This window comes from Halomonas sp. B23F22_3 (assembly GCF_043496965.1).
In the GTDB taxonomy this organism is placed as follows: Bacteria; Pseudomonadota; Gammaproteobacteria; order Pseudomonadales; family Halomonadaceae; genus Halomonas.
This window is the reverse complement of sequence record NZ_JBIEKG010000006.1, coordinates 197,013-215,859: the sequence shown is the minus strand read 5'-3', so window position 1 is coordinate 215,859 and position 18,847 is coordinate 197,013. Positions and strand designations below refer to the sequence as shown.

The 18,847-nt window shown below is 68.5% G+C and carries 21 protein-coding genes, 4 tRNA genes and 1 riboswitch; of the genes, 6 read left to right on the top strand and 19 right to left on the bottom strand.

From position 1 onward, the window contains the following. Nucleotides 1–65 precede the first annotated feature (65 nt). Nucleotides 66–590, bottom strand: a complete 525-nt coding sequence (locus tag ACGTNG_RS15340) for an FxsA family protein (RefSeq protein WP_394797390.1) — start codon at nt 588–590, stop codon at nt 66–68. Between the two features lie 211 nt (nt 591–801). Here ACGTNG_RS15340 and ACGTNG_RS15335 point away from each other — a divergent pair, with 211 nt between their 5' ends. Further along, nucleotides 802–1,563 (top strand): SDR family oxidoreductase, encoded by a 762-nt coding sequence (locus ACGTNG_RS15335; RefSeq protein WP_394797389.1) that lies wholly within the window; start codon nt 802–804, stop codon nt 1,561–1,563. Between the two features lie 182 nt (nt 1,564–1,745). Here the strand turns inward: ACGTNG_RS15335 and ACGTNG_RS15330 are convergent, their stop codons facing one another. Further along, complete coding sequence (locus ACGTNG_RS15330; protein WP_394797388.1) at nt 1,746–2,036, bottom strand: ComEA family DNA-binding protein; 291 nt, start codon at nt 2,034–2,036, stop codon at nt 1,746–1,748. A gap of 213 nt (nt 2,037–2,249) precedes the next feature. Between ACGTNG_RS15330 and pyrF the strand changes: the two genes are divergently transcribed. Continuing rightward, nucleotides 2,250–2,951 carry an orotidine-5'-phosphate decarboxylase gene (pyrF, locus tag ACGTNG_RS15325; protein ID WP_394797387.1) on the top strand — a complete coding sequence of 234 codons (702 nt, stop codon included), beginning with the start codon at nt 2,250–2,252 and terminating at the stop codon, nt 2,949–2,951. Nucleotides 2,952–2,958: 7 nt separating this feature from the next. On the opposite strand, the gene lapB is transcribed toward pyrF, so the two are convergent. From lapB to ACGTNG_RS15310, 3 genes are read right to left on the bottom strand one after another with little or no spacing between them, the layout of a single operon-like run. Then, complete coding sequence (lapB, locus tag ACGTNG_RS15320) at nt 2,959–4,134, bottom strand: lipopolysaccharide assembly protein LapB (protein WP_394797386.1); 1,176 nt, start codon at nt 4,132–4,134, stop codon at nt 2,959–2,961. Further along, nucleotides 4,135–4,440: a lipopolysaccharide assembly protein LapA domain-containing protein gene (locus ACGTNG_RS15315; protein WP_394797385.1), complete on the bottom strand. Its 306-nt coding sequence runs from the start codon at nt 4,438–4,440 to the stop codon at nt 4,135–4,137. 52 nt (nt 4,441–4,492) lie between these two features. After that, nucleotides 4,493–4,855 (bottom strand): integration host factor subunit beta, encoded by a 363-nt coding sequence (locus ACGTNG_RS15310; RefSeq protein WP_275668753.1) that lies wholly within the window; start codon nt 4,853–4,855, stop codon nt 4,493–4,495. Nucleotides 4,856–4,992: 137 nt separating this feature from the next. On the opposite strand from ACGTNG_RS15310, the gene ACGTNG_RS15305 reads away from it, so the two are divergent. Next, the gene (locus tag ACGTNG_RS15305) at nt 4,993–5,286 is read left to right on the top strand and encodes an FAD assembly factor SdhE (RefSeq protein WP_394797384.1); all 294 of its coding nucleotides are present in this window, start codon (nt 4,993–4,995) and stop codon (nt 5,284–5,286) included. Between the two features lie 58 nt (nt 5,287–5,344). After that, the gene (locus tag ACGTNG_RS15300) at nt 5,345–5,644 is read left to right on the top strand and encodes a hypothetical protein (RefSeq protein WP_394797383.1); all 300 of its coding nucleotides are present in this window, start codon (nt 5,345–5,347) and stop codon (nt 5,642–5,644) included. A gap of 27 nt (nt 5,645–5,671) precedes the next feature. On the opposite strand, the gene nadB is transcribed toward ACGTNG_RS15300, so the two are convergent. The 8 genes from nadB to uvrY all read right to left on the bottom strand — a co-directional run bounded on the left by nadB (nt 5,672) and on the right by uvrY (nt 12,061). After that, the gene (gene nadB, locus ACGTNG_RS15295; RefSeq protein WP_394797382.1) at nt 5,672–7,252 is read right to left on the bottom strand and encodes an L-aspartate oxidase; all 1,581 of its coding nucleotides are present in this window, start codon (nt 7,250–7,252) and stop codon (nt 5,672–5,674) included. Continuing rightward, nucleotides 7,249–8,391: an FUSC family protein gene (locus ACGTNG_RS15290; RefSeq protein WP_394797381.1), complete on the bottom strand. Its 1,143-nt coding sequence runs from the start codon at nt 8,389–8,391 to the stop codon at nt 7,249–7,251. Before ACGTNG_RS15290 ends, nadB begins: the two co-directional genes overlap by 4 nt. 57 nt (nt 8,392–8,448) lie before the next feature. After that, nucleotides 8,449–8,535 (bottom strand) — tRNA-Leu (locus tag ACGTNG_RS15285). A 32-nt stretch (nt 8,536–8,567) separates the two neighbouring features. Further along, a tRNA-Cys gene (locus ACGTNG_RS15280) sits at nt 8,568–8,641 on the bottom strand. A gap of 125 nt (nt 8,642–8,766) precedes the next feature. Further along, a tRNA-Gly gene (locus tag ACGTNG_RS15275) sits at nt 8,767–8,841 on the bottom strand. A gap of 73 nt (nt 8,842–8,914) precedes the next feature. Continuing rightward, complete coding sequence (gene pgsA, locus ACGTNG_RS15270; RefSeq protein WP_394797380.1) at nt 8,915–9,466, bottom strand: CDP-diacylglycerol--glycerol-3-phosphate 3-phosphatidyltransferase; 552 nt, start codon at nt 9,464–9,466, stop codon at nt 8,915–8,917. A gap of 65 nt (nt 9,467–9,531) precedes the next feature. Continuing rightward, complete coding sequence (gene uvrC / locus ACGTNG_RS15265; RefSeq protein ID WP_394797379.1) at nt 9,532–11,346, bottom strand: excinuclease ABC subunit UvrC; 1,815 nt, start codon at nt 11,344–11,346, stop codon at nt 9,532–9,534. Between the two features lie 67 nt (nt 11,347–11,413). Beyond that, a complete protein-coding gene (gene uvrY / locus ACGTNG_RS15260) occupies nt 11,414–12,061 on the bottom strand; it encodes a UvrY/SirA/GacA family response regulator transcription factor (RefSeq protein WP_138182138.1) in 648 nt (215 codons plus the stop codon). A 225-nt stretch (nt 12,062–12,286) separates the two neighbouring features. Here uvrY and ACGTNG_RS15255 point away from each other — a divergent pair. Then, a tRNA-Ala gene (locus tag ACGTNG_RS15255) sits at nt 12,287–12,362 on the top strand. A 307-nt stretch (nt 12,363–12,669) separates the two neighbouring features. Then, nucleotides 12,670–13,773: a DUF4236 domain-containing protein gene (locus ACGTNG_RS15250; protein WP_394797378.1), complete on the top strand. Its 1,104-nt coding sequence runs from the start codon at nt 12,670–12,672 to the stop codon at nt 13,771–13,773. A gap of 35 nt (nt 13,774–13,808) precedes the next feature. Here ACGTNG_RS15250 and ACGTNG_RS15245 read toward each other — a convergent pair whose 3' ends face one another. The 6 genes from ACGTNG_RS15245 to ACGTNG_RS15220 form a co-directional block, all read right to left on the bottom strand. Next, nucleotides 13,809–14,861 (bottom strand): proline racemase family protein, encoded by a 1,053-nt coding sequence (locus tag ACGTNG_RS15245; RefSeq protein WP_394797377.1) that lies wholly within the window; start codon nt 14,859–14,861, stop codon nt 13,809–13,811. After that, nucleotides 14,858–15,994 (bottom strand): alcohol dehydrogenase catalytic domain-containing protein, encoded by a 1,137-nt coding sequence (locus tag ACGTNG_RS15240; protein WP_394797528.1) that lies wholly within the window; start codon nt 15,992–15,994, stop codon nt 14,858–14,860. Before ACGTNG_RS15240 ends, ACGTNG_RS15245 begins: the two co-directional genes overlap by 4 nt. Nucleotides 15,995–16,135: 141 nt before the next feature. Then, complete coding sequence (locus ACGTNG_RS15235; RefSeq protein ID WP_394797376.1) at nt 16,136–16,936, bottom strand: thiazole synthase; 801 nt, start codon at nt 16,934–16,936, stop codon at nt 16,136–16,138. Beyond that, nucleotides 16,936–17,145: a sulfur carrier protein ThiS gene (thiS, locus tag ACGTNG_RS15230; RefSeq protein WP_394797375.1), complete on the bottom strand. Its 210-nt coding sequence runs from the start codon at nt 17,143–17,145 to the stop codon at nt 16,936–16,938. Before thiS ends, ACGTNG_RS15235 begins: the two co-directional genes overlap by 1 nt. After that, a complete protein-coding gene (gene thiO / locus ACGTNG_RS15225; RefSeq protein WP_394797374.1) occupies nt 17,142–18,242 on the bottom strand; it encodes a glycine oxidase ThiO in 1,101 nt (366 codons plus the stop codon). Before thiO ends, thiS begins: the two co-directional genes overlap by 4 nt. A 62-nt stretch (nt 18,243–18,304) precedes the next feature. Then, a riboswitch (TPP riboswitch) is annotated at nt 18,305–18,427 on the bottom strand. A gap of 90 nt (nt 18,428–18,517) precedes the next feature. Continuing rightward, nucleotides 18,518–18,817 (bottom strand): hypothetical protein, encoded by a 300-nt coding sequence (locus ACGTNG_RS15220; RefSeq protein ID WP_394797373.1) that lies wholly within the window; start codon nt 18,815–18,817, stop codon nt 18,518–18,520. Nucleotides 18,818–18,847: the final 30 nt, after the last annotated feature.

The following is an 18,847-nucleotide window of genomic DNA, read 5'->3' as shown; positions in this document are numbered from 1 at the left end:
GCTGTCGGATAGGTGGGGCTCGGCAGGGCGCTTTCAAGGGCAGCCATGAAAATTTTTTGCCTCGATCAGCGCCGCTCGTCCCGGGAGATGAAGTCGCCCTCCAGTGGGCGATCACTGCCGGCGCCACCCGGCTCGTCCCGATGCTCGGTCGTGCCGTCCCCATGAGGGCTCGCCTGCTGCCAGTCGGCATCGCTGCCCTGGCGCGGGCGATAGGTCCCGGCATGAACGTGCAGCCCCTTCATGCGCACGCCCAGCCAGGTGAGTGACTTGGCCAGCAGGCGCCGGGCATTGGGGATCAGGCACATGAAGCCCAGGGCGTCGGAGAGAAAGCCCGGCGCCATCAGCAGGGCACCGCCGAAGATCAGCGCCGCCCCGGTCAACAGCTCGCCCGAGGGGATCTCCCCCTGGTTCATGCGCTCCTGGGCGCGGGCGAAGGTGGCCACGCCTTCGCGGCGAATCAGGTGCAGGCCGATGAAGCCGGTCGCCAGCACCAGCAACAGGGTGGTGAGCAGCCCGATCTGGCTGCCCACCGAGAAGAGGATGACGAAGTCGAGCAGGGCGAAGAGGGTGAAGATGAGAAGAATGGGCATGATGGCTCCGCGGATGACAGTTGCGCTGGTGATGGGGGCAGAGGGTCAGATTTCAAGCCGCCGGGGCGGGAGAGTGGCGTCGTGGAATATCATTCCATGCTTCGGTAAAGTGGCGTTAACTGCAAGTTCATAAGGTTATGCCGGGCGGCACGACGAATGGGCCGCCCGGCCCTCTTGACCCCGCGAGCCCCTGACGCCTGGAGAAGCGCACATGACACTCGACAATTCCGTTATCGCCATCACCGGTGGCGCCCGTGGCCTGGGCCTGGCCATGGCTCGCCGGCTGGGCCGCCAGGGGGCTCGCCTCGCCCTGATGGATCTCGACGGCGCCGCCCTGGACGAGGCGGTCTCCTGCCTGCACGGCGAGGGGATCACCTCGCGGGGCTTCATCGTCAACGTCGCCGACGAGGCTTCGGTGCAGCAGGCGTTCGGCGATATCCGCGCGTCGCTGGGGCCGATCCACGGCCTCGTGAACAATGCCGGCATCGTCAAGGACGGACTGCTGGTCAAGGCGAAGGACGGCCAGGTGGAGAAGACGCTGCCCCTTCAGCAGTGGCAGCAGGTGATCGACGTCAATCTCACCGGCGTCTTCCTGTGCGGTCGCGAGGCGGCCACGCAGATGATCGAGGCGGGTCACGAGGGCGTGATCGTCAATATCTCGAGCATCTCCCGGGCCGGCAACATGGGACAGAGCAACTACGCTGCGGCCAAGGCCGGCGTAGTGGCCCTGACCACCACCTGGGCCGGGGAGTTGGCACGCTACGGCATTCGCGTGGGCGCCGTGGCGCCGGGCTTCATCGAGACCGATATGACCGCCTCGATGCGCGAGGACATGCTCGAGAAACTGACCTCGGGGGTGCCGCTCCGTCGCCTCGGCCAGCCCGAGGATATCGCCGAGAGCGTCGCCTTCATCATGACCAATGCGTACTTCACCGGCCGGGTGATCGAGTGCGACGGCGGGCTGCGCCTCTAGGGTAGGGGCTCACCACCTCCTCGCCGTGCGCGCTCTCGTCGCCAGGCCCATGGGGGGGGGGGGAGCGTGGCGCGGCCCTTGCACGGCGACGCCGGCCGCTTCTCGGCCGGCGTCGCTGTCGGGTTGTCGATGAAGGAGGAGCGGTGCACGGTCATCGCTGCGCCTTCATCGACCGGCATCGATCAGAAGGTGATCTGGTCGGCCAGGCCGTCTACCGTGACCTCGCCGATGCCGCTGACGCGCGTCAGATCCTCGGCGCTCTCGTAGGGACCGTTGGCTTCGCGGTCCTCGACGATCGCCGAGGCCTTGCTCGGGCCGATGCCGGGGAGTTCGGCCAGCAGCGCTGCATCGGCGGCGTTGATGTCGATCGGTGACATCTCCTGGGCCAGGGCCTGGCTGGCGACGAGGGGGGCGAGGCTCAGCAGCATCGTCAGCAGCAGGCAGGACAGGCGGGTCTTGATGGCGATGGTCATGGTGGCTCTCCTTGAGTCCGAAGGGGCGAGCCGTTGCCGTTTTGCACCGGCTCGCCTCCTTCAAGCTAGCGGGCTCTTCGCCAAACCCGCGTCAGCGATCGTGCCCGCGTGGCGTCAGCCATTCCGGAGGCAGTGACGGCGTCTTTGGCCACCTGCGACGTAGGCCATCACTGATATACTGGGGCGATCCCTTCACCCGACAGGAGCCCGATCGTGTCCACCGCCTCTCCCCTGATCATCGCCCTCGACTATGCCTCCCTGGACGCCGCGTTGTGCATGGCCGATCGCCTCGATCCCTCGCGCTGCCGGCTCAAGGTGGGCAAGGAGCTGTTTACTCGCAGTGGCCCGGACATTCTCGAGGCGCTGCACGGGCGGGGGTTCGAGGTGTTTCTCGACCTCAAGTTCCACGACATCCCCAACACCGTGGCCGGAGCGGTCCAGGCCGCGGCCGAGCAGGGCGTGTGGATGGTCAACGTGCATGCCGGCGGGGGGCGGCGGATGATGGAGGCCGCCCGGGACCGTCTGGATCGTCATGGCCTCTCCACCCACCTGATCGCGGTGACGGTGCTGACCAGCATGGGGGCCGAGGATCTGGCCGAGGTGGGGGTCTCGGCGTCTCCCGCCGAGCAGGTCGAGCGCCTGGCCGTGCTGGCCCGCGACAGCGGCATGCATGGCGTGGTCTGCTCGGCGCAGGAGGCGAGTCGCCTCACCACGCTGTGCGGCGCAGACTTCCTCAAGGTGACGCCCGGCATTCGGCCGAGCTTCGCCGCCGCCGGGGATCAGCGCCGCGTGATGACGCCCCTCGACGCCCTGCGGGCCGGCAGCACGCATCAGGTAGTGGGGCGGCCCGTGACCCAGGCGGAGGATCCCATGGCGGCGCTGGCGGCGATCGAGGCGGAGCTGGCCGCGGGTTGAGGCTCGCCTAGTCGCCCTCGGGCGCGTCGATCGGCTGAGTGGTGCCCCAGTTGCGACAGCGGGGGCATTGCCAGTGCAGCGTCTCGGTGGCGAAGCCGCAGCGCCGGCAGCGGTGGCGTGGGCGGGCGCGGACCAGCGTCAGGGTATGCCGCTCGAGCAGTGCGGTGTGCTCGTCCTCCTCCCGCGCGTGACGTCGGGAGAGCGACAGCAGCTGGTGAATCGCGTCAAGGCTCGGTTGGCGCTCGAGCTGCTCACGGATCAGCGCGATGGCGTCCTGCTCCTGCCCCTGGTGGTAGAGCGTCTCGGCCAGCAGGGTGATCACCGCCGGGGAGGGCGCCTGGTCGATCAGCTCCCGCAGGCAGTGGATCAGCCCCTCCTCGTCGTCCAGCAGCCGATAGGCATGGGCGAGCGGCTCGAGCATGAGCGGCGTAAAGGTCGCGTCCTGCTCGGGAATGCGTCGCAGCAGCTTGATGGCCTGCTTGTACTGGCCCGTGTCCTGCGCCATGGCGGCCAGCAGCAGGTTGGCCCGTACGCAGCCCGCATCGGTGGCCAGCGCCTGACGCAGGTGGCGCCGGGCCAGCACCGGGCTCGCCGAGTGGCGCTCCTCCTCGGCCAGCTCGCAGAGCCAGTGGGCTGCCGCGCGGCGGATGTCGTCATGCTGGCGGGTCAGCTTGGGGAGCGCCACGTCCAGTGCCGCCTGCCATTCGCGCTCGCGTTCGAGCAGGTCGATCAGCAGTCGCCGGGCGGACGCGCGTAGTTCGTCGTCCTGGGTGTCGCGTACCAGCCCTTCCAGCAGGCGTTCGGCGCGATCGAGCAGGCCGAGTGCCAGGAAGTCGCGGGAGAGTTCGAGCTGCACGCGCTCGCTCTGATCGGTGGTCAGCGTCGGGCGGGCGAGCAGGTTCTGATGGATCTTCAGCGCCCGGTCGGCCTCGCTGCGATTGCGAAACAGGTTGCCCAGGGCGAGGTGGGTCTCGACGGTATCGCTGTTGACCTCCAGCGCCCCGATGAAGGTCTCGATGGCCTGGTCCTGCTGGTCATTGAGCAGGTAGTTGAGGCCGACGAAGTAGTCGCGCGCCAGGGAGGGCGGCGCGGCGGCGGCGCCCTCCCGGCGCTCCCGTCGGCCCAGCCACCAGCCGGCGGCAACCGCCACCACCAACAGGGCCAGCAGGAGAGCATCGGGCATCTAGGAGAGTTCCTTCATCTCCTGGACGCGCAGGCGATCGAGCTCCTTGCGCTGCTGCTGGTTGTGGCGCTGGGCGCGGGTCAGCAGGGTGCGCAGGCGCAGGTAGACGCCGCTCATGGCGAGCATGCCGAGCAGCACGCCCACGGTCAGCGAGGCCAGCAGCCAGACGGAGAGCGAGACGGCGGGCAGCTCGATCCAGATCAGGTTCAGGGGCAGGGTCTGCTGGTTATTGACGGCGAAGAGGATGCCGATCAGCAGCACCGCCAACAGGATGATGGCCAGGATCAGGCCTTTGAGCCAACGCATGTGCAATGTTCCCGTGTCGGTTGAAGGAGGGACGGCGATCGTCGGACGCCGTTCAGTAGCCGAGTGCGCGGCTGGCATCCACCTGTTCGCGCAGCTCCTTGCCGGGCTTGAAGTGTGGCACGAACTTGCCGTCGAGTGCGACCGGTTCCCCCGTCTTGGGGTTTCGGCCCACCCGCGGCTCGCGGTAGTGCAGCGAGAAGCTGCCGAAGCCGCGGATCTCTACCCGTCCTCCCTCGGCCAGGGTGTCGGTAATGTCATCGAGGATCAGGCGTACCGCGGCCTCGACCTCCTTCACCGACAGCTCCGGCTGTCGCATGGCGATCTGCTCGATCAGTTCGGACTTGGTCATCGACTCGTCTCCGTGCGGTCCTGCCTGGGTCGGCGTGATCCCGGCGTTGTTGTTTTTCCAAAGCATACTGGGCAAGTCTCGAGAAAACAACGCACTACGACCTTTTGTCGAGCACTGTGGAGCGTGAGCCGGAGGCGGGCTGCCGCCGGGCTGGGGGCTCGGGTATACTGCCCGCACATCCATCCGACCCAACGAGGCCGACCTTGAACGACGATTCGTCTCCGGAAGCCGCCCTGCGCAAACGCCTCTATTGGCACTCGCGTCGCGGCATGTGGGAGCTGGACCTGCTGTTGATTCCCTTCCTCGAGCAGCGCTACGGCGATCTTGACGAGGCGGACCAGGCGGCGTTCAGGGCCCTGATTGATGAGGAGGATCAGGACCTGTTCGTCTGGCTGATGCGCCGCGAATGGCCCGAGGATCCGTCGCGGCGCCGCATCGTCAAGCTGATCGTCGAGCATGCCGAGACCACCGACAACGATCACTATCGCAACCTCTAGGGTCGCGCTCGCGGCTCAGGGATGCCTGGCCGTCTCGGTCGCCGGCCTGGTCAGCGTCGTGGCGGCCCCCTGGGCAGGCGCCCTGGCGGCGGGCCTGCTGGCCGGGACGCTGGGCTTGGTGGCGCGTGACCGCCGCTCGGGGCAGCTGCGCCTGACGCCGACGGCGGCCGGCGAGACGATCACCGTCTGGCGCGATCACGTCGACGAGGCCTGGCGGCCGGTCAGTCTGCGCTGTGACTACCTCGGGCCCTGGCTGATCGGGCTGCGGGTCGAGGGGCAACGACTCTGGCTATGGCCGGACAGCAGCGACGGCGACGCGCTGCGCCGACTGCGTAGGGAGCTGCTGCCGCTGCCTTGAGCGGCCCCGGGCCGGGTGGCGCGGGGGTCAGGCCCCCTCGAGCGCCGTCAGATGGATACGCGAGGGGTGCGGATCGGCGTCGCCATGGACCTCACAGCCGGGATTGAAATGCAGCCCGCGGGACTCGCGACGCGCGCGCGCCGAGGCCACCGTGAGGCGCGCCAGGCGCAGGGCGTGCCACAGGTTCGACAGCGCCACCGACGGGGCGGCCTCCCGGACCCGCAGGGCGAGATCGCGGTGCAGCTGGGTCAGCTCCCTGGCGGCCTCGTCGAGGCCCTGGTCGGTACGCACGATCGCCACCCGGGCGCTCATCAGCTGGCGCATCGCCTCGCGGATGGCGGTGAGGGTCTCCGGGGACTCCACCCGATCGCCGAAACGCGCCGGCAGCAGCTCGGCCGTTGGGGCCTTCTCGGCCTTGTGCAGTCGCCGGGCGCAGCTGCGCGCATAGACCAGGCACTCCAGCAGCGAGTTGCTGGCCATGCGATTGGCGCCGTGCAGGCCGGTGCAGGCGACCTCGCCGATGGCGTAGAGGCGCGGCACGCTGGTGGCACCATCGAGGTCGGTGCTCACGCCGCCGCAGCTGTAGTGGGCGGCCGGCACCACCGGGATCGGCTCTCGGGCGATGTCCAGCCCGCGCCCCGCGCAGTGGGCGTGGATGGTCGGGAAGTGCTGGCGGATGGCGGTCTCGCCGAGATGGCGGATATCCAGGAAAACGTGGTCGGTGTGGGTGCGCTGCATCTCGGCATCGATGGCCCGGGCGACCACGTCCCGGGGCGCCAGTTCGGCGCGAGGGTCGATGCCCGGCATGAAGCGCTCGCCGTCGGCGTTGAGCAGCTGGCCGCCCTCGCCGCGCACGGCCTCGCTGATCAGGAAGGCCGGGCCGTCGGGGTCGAAGAGGCAGGTCGGGTGGAACTGCTGGAACTCCAGGTTCATCAGTTCGGCGCCGAGCTCGGCGGCCATCATCATCCCCTCACCGCTGGCCGGCTGGGGGCTGGTGGTGTGGCGATAGAGCCCACTGGCGCCGCCGGTGGCGAGCACGGTATCCGCGGCGAGCAGCTCGTGAACGCGGCCGTCGCCATCGAGGCAGCGTGCCCCCCGGCAGTGGCCTTGGGCGTCACCGATCAGGCCGATGGCGGTGAGGTCGCCGCGCAGCGTGATCCCGGGGTGGGCGTCCACGTGTTGCCGTAGGGTCTCGACCACGGCGCGGCCGGTGGCGTCGTCGGCATGAATGATGCGCCGGGCGCCATGGCCCCCCTCGCGGGTCAGGTGATAGGGATAGCCGGCATCGGGGCTAACATCCGGCGTGAAGGGCACGCCCAGCGACAGCAGCCACTCGATGGCGTCGGGGCCCTGCTCGACGGTGAAGCGCACCGCCGCCTCATCGCACAGCCCATCGCCGGCCACCAGGGTGTCGGCGACGTGAGCCTCGATGTCGTCCTGGGGGGAGAGCACGGCGGCGATGCCCCCCTGGGCCCAGCGGCTGGCGCCCTGGTCGTCGCTGGTCGGACGCAGCAGCGTGACCCGGCGGTGGTCGGCCACCTCGAGTGCCAGCACCAGTCCGGCGACGCCGCCGCCGATGACCAGCACCTCATGCTTGCCGTCAGTCATCTGCCTTTCCTTCTCGCGTGGTGATCCACGGCGGCCGAGCGGGCGTCGGTGAGGCCGTGGTGGGGGGCTCGGCGGCGCAGTCGCCGGCTGGGCAGACGATCCAGGTCGCCCAGGCGCCGGGTCAGGTCGTCGGTGAGTCGGGCCAGTTCTCGATTGAGCCACAGATAGCCGCCGGGACTGAAGAGCCGCCGTCCATCGCTGGCCCGGGCATTGGCGGCCAGCTCGGCGTGACGCTCCAGGGCGAAGGGGGTGATGGTGACATCGACCGGCCGTCCGGTGCGCACCTGGAAGGCCAGGGTGCCGATGCCGCGGGCCAGGGTGTGCTGCTGTTCACGCAGTCCCTCCATGGCCTCGATGAGCTCGTGGCCGTCGCGGCTGTTCCAGTGGGTCTCCAGCAGCAGCTCGATGGTGGAGAGCATGCGCCGCTGCAGCGAGATGATGTCGTCGAGTTCGTGGCGGGTCAGGCGTCGCTCGCGGTGGATGGCATCCACCAGGCCGCGCTGCTTGATCAACAGGCTGCTGGTGGCCTTGAGCAGCTCGCGGGTGTCGATGTCGTGGGCGGCCGTGGCGGTGGTGTGGGCATGGTAGAGGCGCGCCATGCGATCGAGGTTGTCGGCCAGCATGAAGCGCAGCATGTCGGTGGCCTTCTGGGGCAGGACCAGCACCGTGACGGCGATACCCACCAGGGTGCCGAGCAGGACATCGAAGGCACGCCACAGCGCGATGCCGAGCTCCGGCTGGCCGCCGCCGATCACCAGCAGCAGGCTGATGGCGAACATCAGGCCGCTGTAGCCGTGGCGGTTGCCGAAGGTCAGCCAGGTGGCGATGGCGATGCCGATCAGAGCCCCGAGGGGCACCAGGTAGGGCCAGGGCAGCGGCAGCATGATCAGCAGCAGGCCGACGCTGGCGCCGAGCACGGTGCCGAGCAGACGCTGTCGCCCCTTGTCGAGCACGCCGCCGATGTGCGGCAGGTTGCCCATCACCATGATGGTGCTGACCAGGGCCCAGCCGCTGTGCTGGATGGCGAACGCTTCGATGAGGGTGAAGGTGACGCAGAGGGCCAGCACGATGCGCAAGACGTAGAGTTTGCGTCGATGCTGATAATTGAAATAGGGGTCGCGCAGGCGCGGCAGGATCATGAGATGGCGTCCCGTTGGAGGGTCGCGCCCGACGCTTGCCGGAGAGTGCTAGTGAGCTGGTGCCCGGAGCCGGGCTCGAACCGGCACGGTGTTGCCACCGAGGGATTTTAAGTCCCTTGCGTCTACCAATTTCGCCATCCGGGCGGCTCGTTCACGAGCGGGCAACCAGGGAATAGTGGAGGCTGGAGTCGGAATCGAACCGGCGTACACGGAGTTGCAGTCCGCTGCATAACCACTCTGCCATCCAGCCTCAAGAGTCGTGCCATTCGTGGGGAATGGAGCGGGAAACGGGCTTCGATCGGTCCGGCGTTCCGGCTCGCGACCTCGGTTGTCACTCGCATTGACTCACTTCGGTGCTCTGTCTTGCATCGAGTCTGGAGCGGGAAACGAGATTCGAACTCGCGACCCTCGCCTTGGCAAGGCGATGCTCTACCACTGAGCTATTCCCGCCTGACTCGAGTGCGTATTATACGGATAAGTCGGTGACTGTCAAACGCTTTTCGATCTCTCGCGCGCAATCCCCTCAGCGCATGGAACTGCTCAGGTGTGGCCAGGCCGCGCGCAGGTAGAGGATCATCGACCACAGCGTGAGCAGGGCGGCCACGTGCAGGGTGATCACGCCGAGCATGGCGATCGGCGTACCCGGGGTGAAGGCCAGCAGCAGCAGCAGGGCGGTCATCTGCAGCGTGGTCTTGACCTTGCCGATCCAGGAGACGGCCACCTGGCCCCGCTTGCCCATCTCGGCCATCCACTCGCGCAGAGCGGAGATGACGATCTCGCGGCCGATGATCACCAGTGCCGGCAGGGTCAGCCAGATGGCGTCGTAGCGCTCGATCAGCAGCGCCAGGGCCACCGCGACCATCAGCTTGTCGGCCACCGGATCGAGGAAGGCGCCGAAGGGCGTGGACTGGTTCCAGCGGCGGGCCAGGTAGCCGTCGAGCCAGTCGGTCACGGCGGCCAGGGCGAACAGCGCGGCGGCCAGCGGCATGCTCCAGGAGAACGGCAGGTAGAACAGCACCACCAGCAGCGGGATGAAGACGATTCTGGCCAGGGTGAGCAGGTTGGGTATGTTCATCGGGAGATGCGGTCCTTGCCTTGGGGTGCCGGAAAAGTCCTTCATTCTATCCGCCCGCGCTCGGGTCATCCATGCAGGGCGCGATGAATCGTCTCGGCCAGCGTCGCGCTGATCCCGGGAACCCGGGCGAGCTCCTCGCGATTGGCCTGCTTGACGCCGTGCAGGCCGCCGAAGAAGCGCAGCAGTTCGCGCCGCCGGCGCGGACCGACCCCCGGGATGTCCTGCAGGGTCGAGGTGCGCCGGGTCTTGTCGCGACGCGCCCGGTGGCCGGCGATGGCGAAGCGGTGGGACTCGTCGCGAATGTGCTGGATCAGGTGCAGGGCGGGCGAGGCGCCATCGAGGTCCAGGCTGCGATCGACGGTCTCGACGAACAGCGTCTCCAGGCCCGCCTTGCGGGTCGTGCCCTTGGCCACCCCGAGCAGCGTGACGCCGGTGACGCCGAGTTCGGCGAAGACCTCGCGGGCCATGTTGAGCTGCCCCTTGCCGCCATCGACGATCAGGATGTCCGGCCGCTCGCCCTGGCCCTCGGCCAGGCGCCGGAAGCGGCGCGTCAGCGCCTGGCGCATGGCGGCATAGTCGTCGCCGGCGGTCACGCCCTCGATGTTGAAGCGCCGATAGTCGGACTTGCGGGGGCCGTTCTCGTCGAAGACCACGCAGGAGGCCACGGTGGCCTCCCCGTGGCTGTGGCTGATGTCGAAGCACTCCAGGCGACGGGGCGGCGCGTCGAGGGCGAGCACCTCGTGCAGGGCGGCGAAGCGCTTCGAGAGCTGGTTCTGGCTCGCCAGCTGGCTGGCCAGCTGCTGCTCGGCGTTGGTGCGCGCCAGCTCCCGCCACTGGGCGCGGTGGCCGCGCACCTGGTCGGTCACGCGGATGCGCTTGCCGGCGCGTTCGGTCAGTGCCTGGGCGATCAGCTCGGCCTCCGGGGTCGGGTGGCTGGTGATCACCTCGGCGGGAATCTCCCGTGCCTGACCCAGGTAGAACTGGCTGAGGAAGTCGCCGAGCAGTGCCTCGGGGGAGAGATCGAGCCCATTGGGCGGGGCGTGGTGTCGCGCGCCCAACAGACGGCCCTGGCGCACCGTGAGCACCGAGATGCACAGCGCCCCGGGGCGGCTCGCCAGGGCGAAAACGTCGGCGTCGCCTCCGCCGGTATCGACGAACTGGCGCTGCTGCAGCTGGCGCAGGTCCTGGACCTGATCGCGCAGCCGGGCGGCCTCCTCGAAGTCCAGCCGGGTGCTGGCGGCCTCCATCGCCTCGGTCAGCTCCCGGGTCACCGCCTCGCTCTTGCCCTCCAGGCACATCACCGCATGCTCCAGGTCGCGGCGATAGTCCGCCTCGCTGATGTAGTCGACGCAGGGCGCGCTGCAGCGCTGGATCTGGTACTGCAGGCAGGGCCGGGTGCGATGGGCGAAGACGCTGTCCTCGCAGTTGCGGATGCGGAAGATCTTCTGCATCAGCGACAGGCTCTCGCGCACAGCGCCGCTGCTGGGGTAGGGCCCGAGATAACGCCCGTCGTCCCGCCGCACCCGGGCACGCTTGTACTCCAGGGCCGGAAAGGGGTGGCGGTCGGTGACGAAGATGAAGGGGTAGGACTTGTCGTCGCGCAGCAGGATGTTATAGGGCGGACGCAGTTCCTTGATCAGCGTCTGCTCGAGGATCAGCGCCTCGGTCTCGCTGTTGGTCACCGTGACCTGGATGTCGGCGATGCGGCCCACCAGGGCCTGGGTCTTGGCGTTGTGCGCGCCGCGGAAGTAGCTCGCCAGGCGCGCCCGCAGCCGTCGGGCCTTGCCCACGTAGAGGGTCTCGCCCTGCTCGTCGAGCATGCGATAGACCCCGGGGGACTGGCTGACGCTGCCGAGGAAGTCGCGGGAATCGAAGCTCATGGTTGCGGCGTGCCGGAAGAAGGAAACGAGACCGTGATTCTACCAGATGCGAGCGCCCCTCAAGGACTCAGTCGGCGTCACTGAAGCCGTCGACCAGGCCGTGGCGCAGGCCGAGATGCGTCAGCTCCACATCGGAGGCCACGCCGAGCTTCTCGAAGATCCGGTAGCGGTAGGTGTTGACGGTCTTCGGACTCAGGAACATGCGGTCGGCGATATCGGCGACTCGCTGGCAGTTGACGACCATCATGGCCACCTGGAGTTCGCGCTGGGAGAGCTGGTCGAAGGGGTTGTCCGGCGCATCGATGCGCGACAGCACCAGCCGCTGGGCGATCTCCGGGCTGACATAGCGCTTGCCGTCGAACACGCAGTGGATGGCCTCGACCATCTCGTCCTGTTGGCAGCCCTTGCTGATGAAGCCGTGGGCGCCGGCCTCCAGCAGCCGCTGGGCGAAGGTCTCCTCGATGAAGGCCGTCAGCACCAGGATGCGGATATCGCTGGCGAAGCGATGGATCTTGCGGGTCGCCTCCAGGCCCCCGATGCCCGGCATGCGGATGTCCATCAGCACGATGTCCGGCTCGAGCGTACGTGCCTGGCTGATCGCCTCTTCGCCATTGGCCGCTTCACCGACCACGCGGATTCCGCGTTCGGCATTCAACAGATGGGCGATGCTGATCCGTACCAGGTGGTGGTCATCGGCGACGAGAACCCTGATCACTCGGACGCTCCTGAAACGTGGTGGTGAGAATCGGCGCGAGGCGAGTGTGCGAGAAGGTTCGCCTGCATGTCGACTGGCCGGATGGAAGAAGAAGGCAAGGGTGGCACATTATGGGCCTAAGTGAAATTGGCATAAGGGCGAAGCCGGGAAAATGCCATCCAAGGCTTGACGTGTGCTAAGGAACTCCGTAATATTCCTCTCGTTCTCGCAAGGCGGGAACGACGTGGGGCCTTAGCTCAGCTGGGAGAGCGCAACACTGGCAGTGTTGAGGTCAGCGGTTCGATCCCGCTAGGCTCCACCAACAAGACATCTCGAATCAGCCGCCTAGCGCACTCCGCTAGGCGGCTTTTTCGTGCGCTGGGGGAAAGCTGGGGAAGCTCCACGCGGCTCTGTCCGCATCAGGCGCTGCCCGGCAGCACGAGTGACTCCTTGCCCGGATCCTTCGGCTGCTGCCAGCAAGGGCATGTCGCCGGCTGGGCGTTCGACGCCGGGTGGACGATCATCGAGGCGCTCCCCGCACGGCGTCTTCCCTCAATGGCGCCCTTACTTCATGGCTAATAGGGGTTACAGTAGGCCATTGCTATGGACAGGCCGTCGGGGAGATCACCGTGGAGTTTCGCTTCCAGCGTCGTATTCGTCTCGCACCCGGCGTGCGCCTTAACACCACTCGCCTGCGTCCGGGGCTCTCGCTGGGGCCGCCCGGGATCAGCCTGCTGATCAGGCGCGATGGGGAGGGCGAGTCGCTGCCGGTCGATCTGGAGATCACTGCCAGCGGAGAGATCCGCTACCGGCATGCCGATGGCACGCGCATGACCACGGCCGAGGCCCGAGAGGTTCGGCGCTGCGCCGAGGGGGAGCTGCGCGAGGCCCTCGGCGCGCACTGCGAGGCCCTCAATGCACAGCTCGACCGGCTCGCTCGCCTCCACGAGCAGGCCCCGGCCCCGAGCGCCACCGGCTATCAGCCGCGCAGCTATCCCGAACCGCCCCCGACGCCGATGGCCGAGGCGCGTCCCGCCTGGTGGCAGAGCCTCTGGGGGCCGGCCCGCCAGCGGCATCACCGTGAGAACGCCCGGCGTGAGGCCCTGCATGCGGAGGCCTACCGGGCCTGGGAGTGGCGCAAGGCAGAGTTCGACGCCCGGGAATTCCAGCGGCAGCAGCGCGAGGACGAGGCGAGCTGGGACGATCCCGATGCCATGCAGCAGACGCTGGTCGAGCGGCTGGAGGAGCTCGACTGGCCGCGCGAGACGCTGATCGACTTCGAGCTGGTCGACGACTGCCGCACCATCGCTCTGGATATCGACCTGCCGGGCCCGGGGGAGATGCCCGACCGTCGCTGGAGCATGCCGGCCAAGCGCATCAAGCTGTCGCCACACCGGCTCACGGTCACGCGTCAGCGCCAGCTCTACCGGGATTACCTGCATGGCCTGGCCTTTCGCGTGCTCGGGGCGGCCTTCGCTCGTCTGCCGCGCATCGAGCTGGCGCTGGTCTCCGGCTACCGGCGCCTCGATGATGCGGCAGCCGAAGGGGGCGAGCGCCACTACTTGTTCAGCGTCAAGGTGACACGCGAACAGTGGCAGGACCTCGCCTTCGATGAGTTGGCGAGCCTCGACCCCGGCGAGGCCCTGGCAGGCTTTGCCCTGCGTCGCGAGATGACCCGCGGCGGCGAGCTCTGTGCCATCACCCCCTTCGAGCCCGACTGGCGCTGGCGCTAGCGCAGGACGGGAGTCTACGTCGCCGTGCGCGCCCCTCAGTCGTCGCCGGTCTGGCGGGAGGTGAGGATATGGTGCAGGCTGCCGTCATCCACCAGCGGGTCCTCGGGGTTGATGACGATATCCGAGTGGGCCAGCACATAGGCCTTGCCGGTGATGGTGTTCTCCACCACCTGGTGGGGGCCTTCCTGGCGGGTGCCGGTGAACTCGCCGATGAAGCCGGTCTCGCGCAGCGAGACGGTCTCGAGCTTGTCGCCGGGCTGGATGCGGCCCTCGTGGTTCATCAGTGCCAGGCGTGCCGAGGTGCCGGTGCCGGTGGTGCTGCGACAGATCACGCCGGGGTGCACGTAGGTGGTCGAACGGGAGCGATAGAAGTCGTCGGCGACCCGCTCCACCGGGCCCATGAAGTGCAGGAAGGGCAGGGGCCCCACGTCGCCCAGGGTGTAGTGGGAGAAGCCGCGCTCGGCCTGCAGCGCCTCGACGATCTTGTGCGCGCAGTCGGACAGCGCCCGCTCCTCCTCGCGAATCAGCGAGAAGCCGAGCTCGGTGGCATCTACCAGGGCATAGAAGCCGCCGCTGTAGGCCACGCTGTAGGTGACGTCGCCGATGGTCGGCACGTGGATGCTGGCCCGGTGGGTGTCGATGTAGCTGGGCAGCCCCTCGCAGGTGATGGCCTCCACCACGTTATCGACGACCTGGGCCTCGATGTGCACCTGGCCCGCCGGCGATTCCAGGATGAAGCGCTGGCGTCCCTCCCGCTTGGGTACCAGGCCGGCCTCCAGCACCGCCGTGGCGGTGCAGATGGTGTTGGAGCCGGAATAGATGGGATAGCCCATCACCTCCATGATGATGTAGCCGACCTCGGCCTCGGGGTCGGTGGCCGGCACGATGAGGTCCACCGACATCTCGGGGATGCCGTAGGGCTCCTCGAGCAGCAGCCGTCGCAGGCCGTCGGCGTCGTCGCGCAGGTAGTGCATCTGGTCGCGCACCGTGGCCCCGGGCAGCGGGTCGATGCCGCCGAGCACGATGCGGCTGACGTCGCCGCCGGCATGGGTGTCCATCAGCCGGATCGTCAGGTCTTCCTTGCTCATTTCGTTCCCTCCAGCGCAAAGGGTGCACCGTGTTCCTGCCATTGGGCATCCGGGACAATCACGATCTTGCCCAGGTAGTGGCTGCCGCGATTGACGAAGTAGCGCTCGGCCTCATGGAGCTCGGAGAGCTTGAAGGCGGCGTGCAGCACCGGCTTGAGCCGGCCCTCGCGTATCCAGGCCACCAGCTGCTCGGCCTCTTCGCGGGTGCCGTGGGAGACGCCGAAGATCTGCACCTGATAGAGGTAGATGCGCGTCCACATCAGCTCGCTCAGGTTGCCGCCGCTGGCGCCGGCGATGGAGAGGCGGGGGTAGGTCGTGCGCCTGGCCATGTCGACGATCATGGTGTCGATGAAGCGGTCGGTCATCTCGCCGCCCACCAGGTCCATCACCGCATCGATGGGGGTGCCGTCGGTGGCCTCGAGCACCCGGTCGACGAAGGTCGGCAGGTCGCCGCGGTCGATGACCGCCTCGGCGCCGAGCGAGCGCAGGGCGTCGGCCTTGTCGGGCTGGCTCACCGCATAGGGGATGGCGCCGACGGTTCGGCAGAGTTGAATCAGCGCCGTGCCCACGCCGCCGCTGGCGCCGGTGACCAGCACTCGCTCGCCGGCGGCGACGCGGGCCGAGGTCATCATGTGATAGGCGGTCTGGTAGGAGCACATGCCCATGGCGGCGAGCTCGGCATCGGCGAGCTCGGGATTGGGCACGTGATGGAACTGGTCCGCCGGCACGGCGACGTACTCGGCGAAGCCGCCGTCGGCGCCGTGGCCGTAGTAGTCCGGCATCAGGTTGAGATCGCGGCGCGCATCGGGGTAGAGGTTGAAATCGAGCAGGCCGCGCTCGCCGAGGCGTGCGGCTGGCACGCCTTCGCCCACGGCGACGACGCGGCCGGCCACATCGGCCCCCTGGATGCGCGGGAAGGTCAGGGTGGGCGAGCCGCCCATGGCGAAGGAGGTCACCTCGCCCTTGTCCTTGGTGGGGTAGAGGCCTTCGCGCGCCTTGCGGTCGGTGTTGTTCTTGGCCGTCGCCGTGACCCTGACCAGCACCTCGCCGCGGGCCGGGGTCGGGACGGAAACGTCGGTGCGATAGACCAGGCGGTCGACGTCGCCATGCCCGGTCAGCAGCATGGCCGCCATGGTCTCGGGAACGCGTTCGCTGCTCACGGGGTGCCTCCTGTCGTTGGTGTCGATTCACCCGACGATAGCAGACATCCCCGGCCCGCCGTCATCCCTTTCGGCGCGTCGCGGGGCGGTGTGTGTGCGGGGTGGGGCTGCCCGTCAGCCGCCGCTATGCCAGAACGGCTGCCCGACGGTCGGCGTGCTGGGGCTGGCGGTCTGGCGCTGCTGCATCAGCCCGGCGAGATGCGCCTTGCGCCCGGCGGTGATCGCCTCGGCGAAGGCCTCGGCCATCAGCGGCGGCCGGTGGGCCTTGGCCACGGCGGTGTTGAGCAGCACCCCGTCGAAGCCCATCTCCATGGCCTCGGCGGCCTGGGAGGGAGCGCCGAGGCCGGCGTCGATGATCAGCGGCACGTCGAGGCGCTGGCGCAGGGTCTCCAGGGCGTAGCGGTTCATCAGGCCGCGGCCGGTGCCGATGGGCGCTCCCCAGGGCATCAGTGCCTGGCAGCCCGCATCGCGCAGGCGCTGACAGAGCACCAGGTCGTCGGTGCAGTAGGGCAGCACCTTGAAGCCCTGGTCGATCAGCGTCCGGCAGGCCTCGAGCAGGCCGAAGGGGTCCGGCTGCAGGTTGTAGTCGTCGCCGATCACCTCGACCTTGATCCAGGGCGTGTCGAACATCTCCCGGGACATCTGGGCCAGGGTGATGGCCTCCCGGGCCGAGTGACAGCCGGCGGTGTTGGGCAGCAGCCGACAGCCGCTGTCGCGCAGGATCTGCCAGAAGGCGTCGCCGTCGCCCTCGGCGGGGTTCTGGCGGCGCAGCCCCAGGGTCACCATGTCGCAGCCGGCGGCCTGGATGGAGGCCTCCATTACCGCGGGCGACGAATAGAGTGCCGTGCCGAGCAGGAAGCGGCTCGAGAAGCTCTCGCCGTAGAGGGTCAGGGTATCGTCTTGCAGTGCGTTCATCAGCCGCCTCCCACCGGGGCCACGATATCGATGCGATCGCGGTCATCGAGGACGCGTTCGGCGTAGGCCGAGCGGGGCACGAACTCGCCGTTAATCGCCACGGCCACGCGCCGCTCGGCGTAATGCCAGGCGTCCAGGGCATCGGCCAGGGTCGTGTCGGCCGGCAGACGGGCGGTCTCGTCGTTGAGGCTCAGGGTGATCTCGGTCATGCGGCACTCTCCTGGGGCGGATGTACGGTGAGGGTCTCGGCGAAGGGCTGCTCGCCGCGGCCACGGATGCTGGCCAGCAGGTGGCAGGCCACCGCCGGTGCCAGCAGGTAGCCGTGGCGGAACAGACCGTTGGCGGTGATCAGGCCGTCACGTCGGGTGACGTGGGGCAGGTTGTCCCGGAAGGCGGGGCGCAGGTTGACGCCCTGCTCCAGGATGCGCGCCTCGGCGAAGGCCGGCGACAGGGTGTAGAGGGCGCTGCCCAGCTCCAGGGAGGACTGCAGCGAGACGGGGGAGCGGTCCTCGCTCTCGATCTGGGTGGCGCCGATGACGAAGCGCTGGTCGGGCTTGGGGACCACATAGAGCTGGTAGCGGGGATGCATCAGGCGGACCGGGCGCGAGAGCCGAATCTCCGCGGTCTGCACGTGCAGTGTCTCGCCGCGAACGCCGCGCAGGCCGGGATGATGCTGGCGCGCGCCGGTGCCGCGACAGTCGATGACCAGATCGAAGGCATGGCGGCCATCGCGGGTCTCGATCTCCCCGGGGAAGGTGTCCACCGGGCAGTGGGCATGGCAGGTCCCGCCCAGTCGGCGAATCTCGGTCAGCAGCCGCTCGAGCAGGGCGCGATTGTCCAGGTGCGCCTCGTCCGGCAGGTAGAGCCCCTGGCGAAAGCCCGCCGCCAGGTCGGGTTCCAGGCGGTGGATCTCGGCGTCGTCGAGCGCCTGGCAGGGCGGCTCGTCGCCGAGCACGTGGGCGAGGTCGCGGCGAAACTGGGTGAGCTCGCCCATGTCCTGGGCATGGGCCACCATCAGGCTGCCCTGGTGATGCCATAGCGAGCCGGCGTCGAGCGCCTCCAGCCAGCGCGGCCACTGGGCCAGGGCGAAGCGGCCCATCTCATAGACGCTGCGTTCGGAGACCGCGGTCTCGCACAGCGGCGCCACCATGCCGGCCGCCGTCCAGGCGGCGGCGGCGGGGTGCTCGAGGTCGCCGGCGTCATAGAGGGTGACGGCATGACCGTCGCGCAGGAGTTGCCAGGCCACCAGACGGCCCAGCAGGCCGGCGCCGGCCACGGCGATGGTGCTCTCGGTGGGGTGTGTCATGGCGTTGTCCATCCAGCAGAAGACGTGGAGGAACAGGCTGGATGACGACAGGGGGCTGCTAGGCGAGACGACAGCTTGTTCCCTCCGCAGGCATCAACCTGATCAGGTTCAACGGGTTCGGCCGTACCGATCTCAGCCCCCGTGCACGTCTCCATGAGCGTGCCGGGGCTCCCCGACAAGTCGTCACAACGTAACCAAAAATGCCCGGGCGCGCAATCGAGGGCGCGCCCGGGCATCGTCTTCTGTCACTGTCTGCGTTCGAGCAGGGCCTGGGCTCAGGCGCAGTCGGCGGCACCTTCGCCGAACATGTCGAACAGCAGCTCGCGGCCGAGGCCGGTCAGCACCAGGCGCTGCTGGTCGTTCCAGGTGGCGGCCTGGCTGTTCTCGAGGACCTTCTGGCACTGTGACCAGTCGCTCGAGGCCGACCCCAGGGCCTTCAGGGCCTGGCGATCGAGGCCGCGGTGGCTGACGGTGACCGTTTCGAGCACGTGGCCGTGGCGATAGAGCATGGCGGCCATGTGAGAGAGGCACTGTCGCAGGCTGCGCTGCATGCCGCTGGTAGTGGGGTGATTCATGCTGCCGCATCTCCTGAACGGGATTGCTGC